We start from the raw sequence: 12985 nt of genomic DNA on the forward strand, positions 1-12985 counted from the left end.
GCCCGCATTGATCCAGGTCATCCGCGCCGCCGGTCCGCGCGGCGGGATGAGCTGGGATCGGATGATCGCGTCAGGCGGTGGGCAGCGTCGCCCGCACGGTCGCCGAACGGTCCCACAGGTTCGGCACGCTGGTCGAGGAATAGCCCGAGACGAAGGGTTTGATCTCATTCGTTTCCGGCTTGAACACATGGCGTGAGACCGCGCCGATGTTGGCGCCGTAGACGTGGATGCTGATCGACGGCTTGTCGGCGAAGGAGTTTTCGACGACGTGGATATCGCCGATGGTCGGCGACACGGCCTCGACCTGACCGGGGGTCAGTTCGGCCCAGCCCCCCACTTGGTGCAGTTTGCCTTGGGCGTCCTGTTCGAAGCGGACTTCCTTTTCCGCCCCTCGCAGCATGCCGATCAGGCCCCAGACCATATGGTCGTGGACGGGCGTCTTCTGCCCCGGGCCCCAGACGAAGCTGACGACGGAAAACCGTTCCAGCGGGTCGGCGTGCAAAAGGTACTGCTGATAAAACTCGGGATGGGGCTGGGCAAATGCCTCGGGCAGCCAGTCGTCGCGGGACACCAGCGTGCTCAGCAGCTTGCGGCCTTCGGCGAGCAGGGTTTCTTCGGCGTCGGTCTTGGAAACAAGGTTCGTCATGGCGATGACGAAATCGCGCAGCGGCGCGATGGAGTCGGGGGAAGAGGTCATTCGGATGCCTTCCGTTTTTCTTTCTCTTGGTGGATGGGGCGGCCGGGGGCCAGGGGAATGGATGAAGCGGTGGCACCGATGGCGCAGGGATCGATCGGTGCCGGCGGCGACGGATCGCCGGCCAGGGCGCGTTCGACGGCCTCCGCGGCCTTGGTGACCTCAACACCCAACGCTTTGAAGCGGCCGGGGCGCAGGCGTTCCGCCGGGCCCGAAACACCAATGGCGGCGATCACGCCGCCGGCCGGATCGTGGATCGGGGCGGCCACGCCGCAGACCGTTTCCTGCCACTCACCGGTGTTGACGGCGTAGCCGCGCGTGCGGATGCCCGCCATTTCCTGAAGGAAGGCATCGGCGTCGGTGATGCTTTTCGGCGTGTGGGCGTGCAAGTTCTCGGCCAGCGCGCCGAGCGCCGCCTCACCCAAGGCGGCCAGCATAGCCTTGCCCGTGGCGACGCAGCGCGCGGGGGCGCGGCCGCCGATCGCGGAATAGGCGCGGACCGGCTCGGGGCTTTCCAATTTGTGCAGATAGACCACCTCGTCCCCGTCGAGGACCGAGAGATGGACGCTTTCCCGAGTCCGCGCGAGCAGGGCCTCCATGGCCGGCAGGGCCAGTTGGCGGAGGTCCAGATGATTGAGCATGGCCGTGCCCAGTTCCCACAGGCGGATCGCCGCCGCGTAGGTGCCGGTGGCGGCGTCGCGGCGGACGTAGCCCAGTTCCGTCAGGGTCTGCAACAGGCGGTGGGCGTTGCTTTTTCCCAGATCGACCCGCGCCGCCAGTTCCGACACGCCGAGCGCGCGGTCGCTATGGGCCAGCACCTCCAACAGCGCCATGCCGTTGACCAGGGTGTTGTTCATGCGACCACCCCGCCGGCGCGCCATTCGGCGATGTCTTCGGCGCTGAACCCGGCTTCGGCCAGGATCTCGTCGGAATGTTCGCCGACATGGGGCGGTGCGTGGTCGACGGCGCCGCTGCCGTGGGCCAGCTTGAACCCCGGCCCGACCAGGCGCAGGGGACCGTAGGGCGAGTCCACTTCCTGCAAAAGGCCGCGTTCCACGACCTGGGGATGGTCGGCGATTTCGTCGATGCCCTTCACCGTGGCGCAGGGCACGTCGGCTTCGGTCAGACGCTGTTCCCAGGAATCAGGATCCCCTTCGCGCATCGCGCCTTCGATCACGTCGCGCAGGGCGCCTGCGTTTTCCGTCCGCGCCGCCCAATCGACGAAGCGCGGATCGGTGAGCGCGTCTTCCCGGCCCAGCGCCTTCATCAGATTGACGAACTGCTTTTCCAACAGGATCGCCAGGATGATGTAGCCGTTGCCGCAGCGGAAGCGGTCGGCGGTCACCTTGCGGGTGACCGACAGGTTGCCGTACTGGCGCTGCACGAAACCGGCGACGGTGTATTCGGTCACGTGCTGGGCCAGGAAATTGAGGGTCGAATCCAGCATGGCGACGTCGACGAACTGGCCCTTTCCGGTCTGCGTGCGCTGGTGCAGGGCGGCGGAAACGGCGAAGGCGCCGGTCATCCCGCCGATCAGGTCGCAGGCGGCGAAGCCCGCGCGCATGGGGCCGCCCTCGGCCTCGCCGGTGATCGACATGATGCCGGACATCGCCTGAATCTTGCCGTCGAAGGCCGCCTTGGCGCTTTCCGGCCCGCTGTGGCCGAACCCGGACACCGCGCAATAGATCAGTTTCGGATTGATCGCCTTGAGCGTTTCGTAGCCCAGGCCGAAGCGGTCCATCACGCCGGGGCGGAAATTTTCCCAGACGATGTCGGCGTCCTGAACCAGGCGTTTGACGATCTCCTGGGCCTCCGGCTTTTTCAGGTCGAGGGTCAGACTGCGTTTGTTGGCGTTGATCGCCATGAAGGCCGGCGCCATGTTGCGGTCGACCCATTCCTGGCTGAGCTGGGCGCGTCGGTTGTCCTCGCCACCGATGGGCTCGATCTTGACCACGTCGGCGCCCAGCAGGGCGAACTGATAGGTCCCGAAGGGGCCTGCGAAGAACCGGGTGAAGTCGAGAACCTTGATCCCATCGAAGGGGCGGGGGCCCGGCGCGGTCATGCCGTCCCCCCGGCTGTGGCCTTCTTCAATTCCTTTTCCCGCAGTTCCTTGGCGACGATGCGGGCGTTTTCCGCCTCGGCGCGCAGCGCCGCGACCTCTTCGGGCGAGCGGCGGGCGATGTTGCAATAGTCGCCCTTCCAATCCGGATCGTCTGACCAGCGCAGCGGCGATTGCACCGTGGTGCGCGGGCCGGTGGCGCTTTCCAATACCCGCAGGCCCAGCTCCAGCGTCTCCGCCTGGGATTTCGGGTCGTGCGGCCGGCCGGCGGCGTTGCCCAGGGGAAAGTCACTGAACAGAAAACGCGGCACGCCGCAATATTCGACGATGTCCTTGGCGCAGCCCATGACCACCGTGGGGATGCCGTTGGCTTCCAGATGGCGGGCGATCAGGCAGAGGGTCTGGTGACAGATCGGGCAGTTGGGGATCAGGATCACCACGTCTGCGCCGTCTTCTTGGCAACGGTTGAGGATTTCCGGGCAGTCGAAATTGAGAGTGTGCTGCTGACTGCGGTTGGTCGGCGCACCGTGGAAGCGTTTCGTCAGGCCGCCGATCCGCCCGGTCGTCTGGGCGTCCCGCAATGCCGCCAAGGGGAACCAGGCGCGGGCGTCTTCCATGCTGGTATGGATCCGGTCGATGCCGACATGGGAAATGCGCAGGTCGTGTTCCGCCGCCGTGTCGCCGGAATAGACCTGATAGAACTTGGCGGCGGAGTTGTAGGGTGCTCCCGGTCCCTGCGGGCCCTTGTCCGGCTGATAGGGGGCCGCCGTGGTGATGAAGGTCACCTGCGATTGCGCCAGGGGCTTGGTCAGCGGCGTGAACGGCACGTCGATGTAGTGGGCCCAGACATAGGGGTTGTCGTAGCCCAGCGCGAGATACCATTCCCGCGTCCGCCGCATATAGGGGACGGGTTGATCCAGTTCCGGCGCGAAGGCCAATCCGCTGTCGCTCTTCGGCGCGGTCTTACTCGATGTCATCCTCATGCCTCGTGTCTTGGTCTCACGGGTCGGTCGGATCGCATGATCCGTTTGTTCTATTATATAGAACATCAATTCCATTAATCGGAAAGAATTTTATCGTCACCGCCGCACGCTTGCCCCGGCGTGTCCGCGATATACCCTACGGCGCCTTGGCCGAAACCCGGCACATGTAGCCCTTGAGGTTGGCGTGGTCCGACAGCGGGTCGCGCTGGGTCTCGTCGGTCAGATGGTTGACCGACGGCCAGGGGTGGAACGGCTGGGCCCGGTCCCAGCCGATGGGGATGAACACCGTGTCCAGGCGGATGCCCGCATGCAGCCAGGCCCGTGCCCGGATTTGGCCGTGGTCGGTTTCGACCGTGACCTCCCGACCGTCCTCGATACCCAGCGCCGCCGCCTTGGTCGGGTGGATCTGGACATACAGGTCCGGCCACATTTCCTGAGCCTGCCAGGAATAATGGGTCCAGGAATGGAAATGCGGGGCCGCCGGGCGGCCGGTGATCAGCTGCGTGTCGAAGCCCCGGGCCTTGAGGGCGCGGGCTGGGGAATCGGCCCCCGGCTGCACGATGCGGGACGTCACCGTATCGACCTGGCCTTTGGCGAAGGGGCTGCGGACGGTCGGGCCGGTGCCGTCGCCGCGCACCGCATAGGGCAGGTCGATGAGCTGCTCGCGGTCCGTATAGAATTCGGGCAGGGCGGAAAAGCCGAGAGCCTGGAACTTGGCTTCCTGCGCCTCGGTCCAGAATTCCAGTTTGCCGCTTTTGGTCGGGAAGCGGTGGCCTTCGGGGGAACCGAGCGCGGTCGTGCCTTCCAGGTGCAGGGTCTCGATTTCCTCGGCGTCTTCGTCGACCACGGGGACACGGACCCAGCGCCAGGGAACGGAATGCAGGCGTTTTTGCGTGCAGCCCTTCATCCAGGGATCGTTGATGCACATCTCGTCCCAGAACAGGGCGCTATCCTTGTACTTGTCCTGCAGCACGTCGTCGAAGCCGAACCGCTTGCCCAACTCGATCCAGATCCAGCCGTCGGCCTTGGCCTCGCCCGGCGGGTCGATCACCTTGTCGATCCAGACCACCCGGCGGTCCTCGCTGGCGCGGCTGATCTCGCCTTTCTCCACGCCTGTGGCGGCGGGCAGGACATAGTCCGCATAGGCGCTGGTTTCATTGGCGAACAGTTCGATGTGAACCAGCAGGTCGAGGGACTTGAAGGCTTCCCGCACCCGGTCCTGATGGGGCCAGGCCGACAGCGGATTGTTGCAGGTGATGAAGGCGCGGATCGGATAAGGGTCGGCGGTCTGCATGGCGTCGAGCCAGCGCGCCGGGTTGACCCCGGCCATGGGCTTTTCCGGATGGCGGATGCGGTCCGGCGGCGCGTTGGCGACCACCGGCGACGGCGTGCCGAAGTTGAAGAAAGCGCCGCCACGGCGCCCGATATTGGCGGTGATGGCGGCCAGGAACATCAGGGCGCGGTTGGTCTGTGTGCCGTTGGCGTGCTGGTTGACGCCACGCGCTGCGAAGATCACGCAGCCGTCGGCCCGGGCAATGTCCTCGGCCAATGCCCGGATCTGCGCCGCCTCGATGCCGGTGATCCCGGCGGCCCAGTCCGGCGAATAGCCCTTGGCCATCAGATAATCGCGCCAGGCGTCCCAGCCTTCGACCCAATTGTCGCAGAACCGCTGGTCCTGCAGATTGCGGTCGAACACGTGATGGGCGAGGGCCAGAGCCAGCGCCAGGTCCGTGCCGGGGCGGATGCCGAGCCATTGATCGGCCTTACTTGCCGTCACGGTCAGGCGCGGGTCGACCACCACCATGCGGGCCCCGTTCTTCAGCCGCCAGTCGTTGATCATGCCGAAATGGACGGGCCGGGATTCCGCCTGGTTGTCGCCGAAATAAACGTAGAGCGCGGCACTGCCCAGATCGCTCGGGGTATAGCTGTTGCCGCTGCCGAGCATGCCGATGGTCTGATCATAGGCGACGGCCTTGGCCTCGGAACAGAAGGGCTCCGTATCGGTGAAATTGGGCGTGCCCCACATCTGGGTGAACAGGCGGATGTATCCCTTGCGGGTCAGGGTGCCCGTGCGGGTGCCGGCGAACAGGGCCAGCGCTTCCGGCCCGTGTTTGGCGCGCACGACTTCCAGCTTGGCTGCGATCTCGTCGAGCGCCTGGTCCCAGCTGATGGGCTCGAACTTGCCTTCGCCCCGTTCGCCGACGCGCTTCAGCGGCTGGGTCAGGCGGTCCGGGCTGTTGTGAAGCTGCAGCAGAAACTGGGACTTGGGGCAGACCTTGCCCTTCCATTGCGGATCGTCCTCGTTGCCCGTCACGCGGATCACCTTGCCGTCCTTCAGGTGATACTGCGTCGGGCAGCAGTTGAAACAGATGGTGCAGCCGCCCGATACGATCTTGTCCGGGGCCCGTTCTTCGCGGGTCGAACGATAAGGAAAGGCCACGTCGTCCGGGCTCAGCGCCGGGCGCCGCTTCGGGTCGTCGATCACGGCCGGGCGGTGGCGGCCCGCCATCGTAAATCCCTCGGTGGCGGGGGCGCTGGCCTTGATGCGCTCGAGGAAGATGTTGGACGGGTCCAGAAGGAAGGCGTCGTGGTCGACGGCGCGGCGGCCGTCGGTTTCGATTTTTGCCAGGTGGTCGGCGCGGTCGCCGAAGGTGATGGCCTCGCCGGGGCAGACCGTGGCGCAGGCGGGGCGCAGGCCGACCGCGCGGCGGTCGTGGCACAGGTCGCATTTCACGGCGTGATGGTCGATGGCGTCATAGCCCATGGCGCCGTAGGGGCAGGCGATGACGCATTCGCCGCAGCCCGTGCAGCGGTCTTCGTTGATGCGCACGACGCCGGTGTCCGGGTCTTTGAAGATCGCCTTGGGTGCCACCGGGCAGGCACGCAGGCAGGCGGGCCGCTCACAGTGCTGGCAGGACAGGGTCAGGAAATCCAGGGCCGGTTGCGTGGTATCGCCGAGCCAGACCACGCGGTTGCGGTTTTCACCCGGGCCCAGGCCGTGTTCCGCCTTGCACGCTGCCTCGCAGCTTTTGCAGCCGATGCAGCGTTCCATGTCGATCATCAGGGACAGGCGGGACATCTCTGCGTTCTCCTACCAGGCCGCCAGATGCCACCAGTAAATGTCGCGCCCGTCGGCGACATATCCGGCGAAGAAGGTAACCAGGACGACGTGCAGGATCAGGCCCGCAAGGAACAGCCAGGCCAGCGCCATGTGGACCGGCCGCCACCAAGCCTGCAGCCAGGATACCGATCGACGGGCGCCGATCAGCCGTGCCTCTTCCCGGGCCAGTCGGGCATAGGCAAGTGATTTGACGGGGGCCCGCAGGAAATGCCGCAGGGTGGGTGAGAACAGGGCCTCGCTGGCCTGAGCATCAAGGTGCCGGAGCAGCGCTGCCTTCCTGTCGATAAGAGCCCGCAGCTTGGCCTTCAGACCCGGATCGGCGGCCTGGAACGGCGCCGATTTGCGCCCGAAGGTCGATGCCATGCGGGACGACACATGGACCCGCGCGACCACGCCGGTCAGGACCAACAGGACCAGGCACGCGACCAGGACGAGCGGCGGACCGGAAAATGCCGCGGCGGCATGGAGGGAGACCAGGAACATGCCGAGCAGGCTGGCCCCCACATGCAGGATGAACAGGCGGTTGGGAATTTGGCTGTGCCCGGCCCGTTTACCAAGGGAGAACAGGAAGGGTGCGAGCAGCAGGACCGCGCCGATCGCCGCCACGGGCTGCAGAATTTCCGTGCCCGGGCGCTGCCAGGGGGCCGGCAGGAACGGCTTGGCGATGAGAAAGCCGGCGATCGCCAGCACCAAGCTGGCGACCCAGATCAGCAGGCGCCGGTTCGACAGGTCGGGCCGCTTGGGCGATTTCGCCGGCGCGGGTGCGGCGGGGCTGGTGTGGAGATCCTGCGTGTTCGTGGTCATGTCCCCCAGGGTACGGCATCGTTCTTTATTGGGGAATATCCCCGGCGACGCTGCAGCGGATCATATGGCGATTTTCCGCCATGTCATAATCGGCGACCGCGCGGTGGCAGGTCGACCGATTGTCCCAGATCACCAGATCGCCGACCCCCCACATGTGGCGGTAGATGTATTGCGGCTGGTAGCAATGCTCGAACAGAAAATCGAGAACGCGGCGGCTTTCGCTAAAGGAAAGCTCGTTGATCCGACGGGTGAAACCGGGATTGACGTAGACCGTCTTCTTGCCCGTTTCCGGATGGGTTCGGATCACGGGATGGGTCACCGCCGGCACCTTGGCCCGTTCTTCCGCCGTCAAGGGCGGGCGGTCGGGCATATGGGCGAAGAAGGTGTCATAGGCGTTGGTGTAATCATGGATCGCGGTCAGGTCGCCGAGGAACGCCTGCATGGGTTCGGACAGATCGTCATAGGCCTGCGTCATGCTGCAGAACATGGTGTCACCGCCGTAGCTGGGAATTTCCTTGGAATGCAGGAATGACCCCTGGGTCGGGCGCGGCATGTAGGACAGGTCCGAATGCCAATACTGCCCGGCATAGATGGCGCCGATCGGCTTGCCGGCCTTCTTGACGTTGGAGATCAGAAGAACTTCCGGGTTTTCCTCCATGTTGAACTGCGTCAGCACGTGGGCTTCCAGCTGCCCGAATTTCTTCGACAACTCGACAAGCTGATCCGGTGTCAGGTTCTGGCCGCGCAGCACGATCACCTGATGATCGAGAAAAGCCTGGTACAGGGCCGGGAACAGGTTGTCGTAATTGTCGTCGGCAAGATTCAGGCCCTTGATTTCGGCCCCCCGGGCACCCGCCAGGCGTTTCACCTCGAGCCCGGATTGCATCGTGGTCATGGTTCCTTCCGGCATTGTTTGTTCCTTCGGCTCGTGCGTGTGTTTGAATTGCGGGGGAGTGTAGGGGCACCAGACTATGCCTGAGAAATACCTTTGATCGACCAAGATATGCTTAAATGATATATCAAGGTCTTCGATCATCGCCGGAGTGCATTTCTTGAACCTGAAGGCCCTGCAATACTTCCATGCCGCCGCCCGCTACGGCAGCATCGCCCAGGCGGCGGCCCATCTGCATGTCGCCCAGCCGGCCGTCAGCCGCCTGATCCGCAAATTGGAACAGGATCTGGGCGTGCGCCTTTTGACCCGCACGGCGCAGGGCGTATCCCTGACAGGAGAGGGCGATCATCTTCTCGCCCGCACGGCCCCGATCCTGAAACTGTTGGACCAGACACGGAACGAGGTCCGCAATTGGGGTCAGGAGCCGGCCGGGCCGGTGTCGCTGGCGCTGATGCCTGCCGTCGCCCCCCTGGTCGCGCCCTTATTGGTTCGCCGCGTGCGGGATCAGTATCCCAAGGTTCTGCTCAGCCTGTCGGAAGGGCTGGGCACCGTCATTTCCGATGGCGTGCTGACCGGCCAGTTCGACTTGGGCCTGTTCCATGCGGACCGGGAGGTGCCGTCGCTCGCGATCACCCATCTGTTGGATGAGCCCATGTTCCTGATCGGCCCGGAGGACGGAGCCGGCGGTGACCGGGAAGTGATCGACCTTGGCGAGCTTCCGAATTTCCCCCTGCTGCTGCCCGAAGCCCCCAACCCCATGCGCCGGATGATCGACGGGCTGACGGCGGACAGGGGGCTTGCCCTCGACATCCGCGAGACCGTTAATTCGACAGCCATGATCAAGGCCATGGTTGCGGCGGGGCTGGGCTATACGATCCAGAGCTACAGTTTTTTTCACGAGGAAACGCCGCAAGGCAGTCCCCGGTTTCGGGTCCGGAAGATCAAGGGGATGTCGCGCAACTGGTCGTTGGTCCGGCTTGAAGGCCGGCCCGCGGGCGGCGCCGTGCTTGCTGTCGCCGGGGTGCTGACCGGCATTGCCCGGGATTTCGCCGATGCCCATTACCGGCAGGCGCCGGCGGGGTGACGTTCAGGACTTGATGCGCGTGCCCAGGTCGAGAATGTAGGGCGAAGGCGGGATAAAGAAATCCTGATAATAGATCGGCCGGGTGTCGACGGAATAGGCCGTGACGTTGACCGTCGAGGCAAGGGCGCCGTCGGGCCAGGCACAGCCTTCGGTGACATAGGCCGGCGGCATTTCCACGCGCAGCCGCTGACGGATGTGGTGCACCGGCATGTGATGGTGTTCGGCCATGACTTCGTGGAAATTTGCGCCGTCGAGAGCGGAAAGCGGCGGGGTGACCAGTTCGGGATGACGGTCGGCCAGGGCGTAGAACACCGCGTAGATTTCCATCGCTGTGTCGATGGTGACGATGCGGTCGATCCGCACGACCTTGTCCCGGCCCTGTTCGAGGGCGGCGGACCAGGGTCCCTTGTCGCGGCTGACGCGGCGGTCGATCACGCGGGTATAGACGGGCAGCAGGTCATCGGGCCCGCCGTCTGCGGTGCGGAACAGAAAATGCCAGGGTTCCGCCACCTGATTTTGCAGCGAGGCGACAGTGGTGCCGCTGCCGCGCCGGCGGTGGATCAAGCCGTCGTCGACAAGGCTGCGCAGCGCCCGCTGCACGGTGCCGAGGGAACAGGGGGTTACTGCCGCCCATTCGCTTTCCGTCGGCAGGCGCGCCCCCGGAGTCCAGAAACCGTCGGCGATGGAGGCGGTGATCGCCTGGCGCAGGCGTTCGTGCTTCGGCATGTCGTCCTGCGCCGGCCAATACCGCCGGAGAAATTCTCCATATCCACCGGGCACGTCCGTCAGCATTCGCGCGAAATCTCCAAAATCATAACGGGTGTGATCGTGCCACATTTTTACGACGAGACGACCATCATGACCATCCCGCTTGACAATGCAATTAACTATATAGTTATTCGATTATCTCATCTCCAGCGCGCTTGCGCCAAGAAACCGGCGGGCTGATCGGATATCGGCCGCCAACACAGGAAACACTGCTTAGATGGAACCCAAAAATCTCATCATCCTGATGTCGGACGAGCATACCAAGGCGGTCACCGGCTGTTACGGGCATCCGTTCATTTCGACCCCCAATATCGACGCCCTGGCGGCCGGCGGCACGCGATTCGACGCGGCCTATACGGTTTGTCCGGTCTGCGTTCCGGCGCGGGCCAGCTTCGCCACGGGCAAATACGTTCATCAGATCGGCGCCTGGGACAACGCGACGCCCTTCGACGGTACGCAGGCCAACTGGCATGCGTTGTTGCGCGACCGGGGCCATCAGACGGTTTCCATCGGCAAGCTGCATTTCCGGTCGGGCGAGGACGACAACGGCTTCGCCGACGAGGAACTGGCCATGCACGTCATCGACGGCAAGGGCGACCTTTTGGGCCTGATCCGTGACGAAGACACGCCCAAGCGGGGGGCGTCATGGAAGATGGCCAAGCTGGCCGGCCCGGGCGAGAGCATGTACACGCGCTATGACCGCGACATCACGTCCCGTGCGCAATCCTGGCTGTACGAGGAAGCGCCCAAGCATACGGACAAGCCTTGGGTGCTGTTCGTGTCCTTCGTGGCCCCGCATTTCCCGCTGACGGCGCCCTCGGAACATTTCTACCGCTATTACAACCAGGATCTGGCGCCGCCCAAGCTTTATGACAAGCGCAATGCGCCGATCCATCCTTACATCGACGATTATCGGTCGATCTTCACCTATGACGAACATTTCACCACCATGGACATGGTAAAGCGCGCGCAGGCGGGCTATCTCGGCCTGATTTCCTTCATGGACGAACAGATCGGCCTGATCCTGTCCGCCATGGAAGACGCCGGCCTGTCTGCCGACACCAGGGTGCTCTACACCACCGACCACGGCGACAACATGGGCAATCGCGGCGCCTGGGGAAAATCGGTGATGTACGAGGAAGCGGCCGCCGTGCCGCTGATCCTCAGCGGGCCGGACATCCCGGCGGGCAAGGTCGTCAAGACGCCGGCGACCCATTGCGACATCTATCCCTTCATCATGGACTGCGTGGGCGCCGCCGATGGCGACACGCTGCCCGCGGACCTGCCGGGGACCAACCTGATGGACCTGACGGCGGGGGCGGAGCCCGATCGCGTCGCCTTTTCCGAATACCACGGCATGGGGTCCAAAACGGCGGCCTTCCTGGTCCGTAAGGGCGATTGGAAACTGGTCCATTACGAGGACTATCCGGACCAGTTGTTCAACCTGGCCAATGACCCCGAGGAACTTGAAGATCTGGCGGGTGATCCCGCCCACGCCACGGTGATGGCGGATCTTGCGGCCGAACTGCGGAAAATCTGCGATCCCGCCGCCGTGGACAGGGCCGCGCGCAAGACCCAGGCCCGTATGATCGTGGAAAACGGTGGCAAGGAAGCCATCATCAAGCGGGGCGACCTGGGCTTTTCCGTCCCGCCCGGCGTCCAGCCGATGTTTGATTAACACAGACGTGCCATCGTGGGTGCGGGTGCGCCCGCCCGAAGCTTTCGGGCAATATTTGACCAACCAGGAGACCGGAAATGACTGCCAATACCCCCTTCGCCATGGTGCCGCTGCCCGGCGTGCGATCCCAGAAACCCCGCAAGACCGGTCTGACTATGATGATGGACTGGGGGCTGCCCATGAACCGGGTGGCCGATTACATGGACCTGCTGGCCCCCTATGTGGATTTGGCGAAGATCGTGGTCGGCACGGCGCGGCTTTATCCCGAGGACTACCTGGTCAAGAAGCTCGCCCTTTATAAATCCTACGACGTGACGCCGTTCCTGGGTGGGCAGTTTTCCGAATATGTCTTCGCGACCCAGGGCTGGTCGGCCATGCAGGGATTCTTCGCCGAGGCCAAGCGCCTGGGCTTCGACGCGCTTGAGATTTCCGACAACTGCGTGCCGCTGGACGACAAAGAACGCGCCAAGATGATCAAGATGGCCATCGCCGAGGGCCTGGAAGTCCACGGCGAGGTCGGATCGAAGGTCGTCAACCAGACGCCCCAGGACCTGATCGATCAGACTCAGGTCTGTTTCGACGCGGGCTGCGAGATCGTCCTGGTCGAAGGGGCCGAACTGGTCACCGACGGTAAGGTCAACGAGGCCATGATGTCGGCCCTGAAGGACGGCCTGGATCTGAATCGCACGCTGCTGGAACTCACCGGTCCCTGGATCAAGGGCGTGACCCTTAACGACGTGTTCGAGTTGAAGAAGTTCCTGCTGGGCGAATTCGGGCCGGAGGTGAACTTGGCCAACGTCCAGCCCGATGATGTGATGGAGACCGAGGCCCAACGCTGCGGCCTGTCCGTGGTCGGACCCAAAACGCGGGCCGAAGCGGCGGAGTAGCCGCTTTTAATTGTA

The 12985-nt window shown here is 64.4% G+C and carries 11 protein-coding genes; 3 read left to right on the forward strand and 8 right to left on the reverse strand.

Annotated features, from left to right (window positions below; translation table 11 throughout):
- Nucleotides 1-70: 70 nt before the first annotated feature.
- The 7 genes from KFF05_04900 to KFF05_04930 form a co-directional block, all read right to left on the reverse strand.
- Nucleotides 71-697: a cysteine dioxygenase gene (locus KFF05_04900; protein ID UTW52704.1), complete on the reverse strand. Its 627-nt coding sequence runs from the start codon at nucleotides 695-697 to the stop codon at nucleotides 71-73.
- Entirely contained in the window at nucleotides 694-1551 is an 858-nt protein-coding gene (locus KFF05_04905; GenBank protein UTW52705.1) for an IclR family transcriptional regulator, read from the reverse strand. Before KFF05_04905 ends, KFF05_04900 begins: the two co-directional genes overlap by 4 nt.
- A complete protein-coding gene (locus KFF05_04910) occupies nucleotides 1548-2756 on the reverse strand; it encodes a CoA transferase (GenBank protein ID UTW52706.1) in 1209 nt (402 codons plus the stop codon). Before KFF05_04910 ends, KFF05_04905 begins: the two co-directional genes overlap by 4 nt.
- Nucleotides 2753-3730, reverse strand: coding sequence for a glycine reductase (locus tag KFF05_04915; protein ID UTW52707.1), 978 nt, complete (start codon nucleotides 3728-3730; stop codon nucleotides 2753-2755). The genes KFF05_04910 and KFF05_04915 overlap by 4 nt, the downstream gene beginning before the upstream one ends.
- Nucleotides 3731-3872: 142 nt before the next feature.
- On the reverse strand, nucleotides 3873-6815 hold the full coding sequence (locus KFF05_04920) for a molybdopterin-dependent oxidoreductase (GenBank protein ID UTW52708.1): 2943 nt from the start codon (nucleotides 6813-6815) through the stop codon (nucleotides 3873-3875).
- A 12-nt stretch (nucleotides 6816-6827) separates the two neighbouring features.
- On the reverse strand, nucleotides 6828-7661 hold the full coding sequence (locus tag KFF05_04925; GenBank protein UTW52709.1) for a hypothetical protein: 834 nt from the start codon (nucleotides 7659-7661) through the stop codon (nucleotides 6828-6830).
- 25 nt (nucleotides 7662-7686) lie between these two features.
- Nucleotides 7687-8556 (reverse strand): TauD/TfdA family dioxygenase, encoded by an 870-nt coding sequence (locus KFF05_04930; protein UTW52710.1) that lies wholly within the window; start codon nucleotides 8554-8556, stop codon nucleotides 7687-7689.
- Between the two features lie 157 nt (nucleotides 8557-8713).
- Between KFF05_04930 and KFF05_04935 the strand changes: the two genes are divergently transcribed.
- Nucleotides 8714-9637 carry a LysR family transcriptional regulator gene (locus KFF05_04935; GenBank protein UTW52711.1) on the forward strand — a complete coding sequence of 308 codons (924 nt, stop codon included), beginning with the start codon at nucleotides 8714-8716 and terminating at the stop codon, nucleotides 9635-9637.
- 3 nt (nucleotides 9638-9640) lie between these two features.
- On the opposite strand, the gene KFF05_04940 is transcribed toward KFF05_04935, so the two are convergent.
- Nucleotides 9641-10429: a GntR family transcriptional regulator gene (locus KFF05_04940; GenBank protein ID UTW52712.1), complete on the reverse strand. Its 789-nt coding sequence runs from the start codon at nucleotides 10427-10429 to the stop codon at nucleotides 9641-9643.
- 193 nt (nucleotides 10430-10622) lie between these two features.
- Between KFF05_04940 and KFF05_04945 the strand changes: the two genes are divergently transcribed.
- Both KFF05_04945 and KFF05_04950 read left to right on the forward strand, forming a co-directional pair.
- The gene (locus KFF05_04945) at nucleotides 10623-12083 is read left to right on the forward strand and encodes a sulfatase-like hydrolase/transferase (GenBank protein ID UTW52713.1); all 1461 of its coding nucleotides are present in this window, start codon (nucleotides 10623-10625) and stop codon (nucleotides 12081-12083) included.
- A 77-nt stretch (nucleotides 12084-12160) separates the two neighbouring features.
- Nucleotides 12161-12970, forward strand: coding sequence for a phosphosulfolactate synthase (locus KFF05_04950; GenBank protein UTW52714.1), 810 nt, complete (start codon nucleotides 12161-12163; stop codon nucleotides 12968-12970).
- The last annotated feature ends 15 nt before the right edge of the window (nucleotides 12971-12985 follow it).

The organism is bacterium SCSIO 12827 (genome assembly GCA_024397995.1).
GTDB lineage: Bacteria > Pseudomonadota > Alphaproteobacteria > Rhodospirillales > Casp-alpha2 > UBA1479.

What these genes read in the sequence shown, in the direction of transcription:
- KFF05_04910 (UTW52706.1), bottom strand. Translation starts at nt 2,756, where the DNA reads ATGACCGCGCCGGGCCCCCGCCCCTTCGATGGGATCAAGGTTCTCGAC.
- KFF05_04945 (UTW52713.1), top strand. Translation starts at nt 10,623, where the DNA reads ATGGAACCCAAAAATCTCATCATCCTGATGTCGGACGAGCATACCAAG.
- KFF05_04950 (UTW52714.1), top strand. Translation starts at nt 12,161, where the DNA reads ATGACTGCCAATACCCCCTTCGCCATGGTGCCGCTGCCCGGCGTGCGA.
- KFF05_04930 (UTW52710.1), bottom strand. Translation starts at nt 8,556, where the DNA reads ATGACCACGATGCAATCCGGGCTCGAGGTGAAACGCCTGGCGGGTGCC.
- KFF05_04905 (UTW52705.1), bottom strand. Translation starts at nt 1,551, where the DNA reads ATGAACAACACCCTGGTCAACGGCATGGCGCTGTTGGAGGTGCTGGCC.
- KFF05_04900 (UTW52704.1), bottom strand. Translation starts at nt 697, where the DNA reads ATGACCTCTTCCCCCGACTCCATCGCGCCGCTGCGCGATTTCGTCATC.
- KFF05_04915 (UTW52707.1), bottom strand. Translation starts at nt 3,730, where the DNA reads ATGACATCGAGTAAGACCGCGCCGAAGAGCGACAGCGGATTGGCCTTC.
- KFF05_04940 (UTW52712.1), bottom strand. Translation starts at nt 10,429, where the DNA reads ATGCTGACGGACGTGCCCGGTGGATATGGAGAATTTCTCCGGCGGTAT.
- KFF05_04925 (UTW52709.1), bottom strand. Translation starts at nt 7,661, where the DNA reads ATGACCACGAACACGCAGGATCTCCACACCAGCCCCGCCGCACCCGCG.
- KFF05_04920 (UTW52708.1), bottom strand. Translation starts at nt 6,815, where the DNA reads ATGTCCCGCCTGTCCCTGATGATCGACATGGAACGCTGCATCGGCTGC.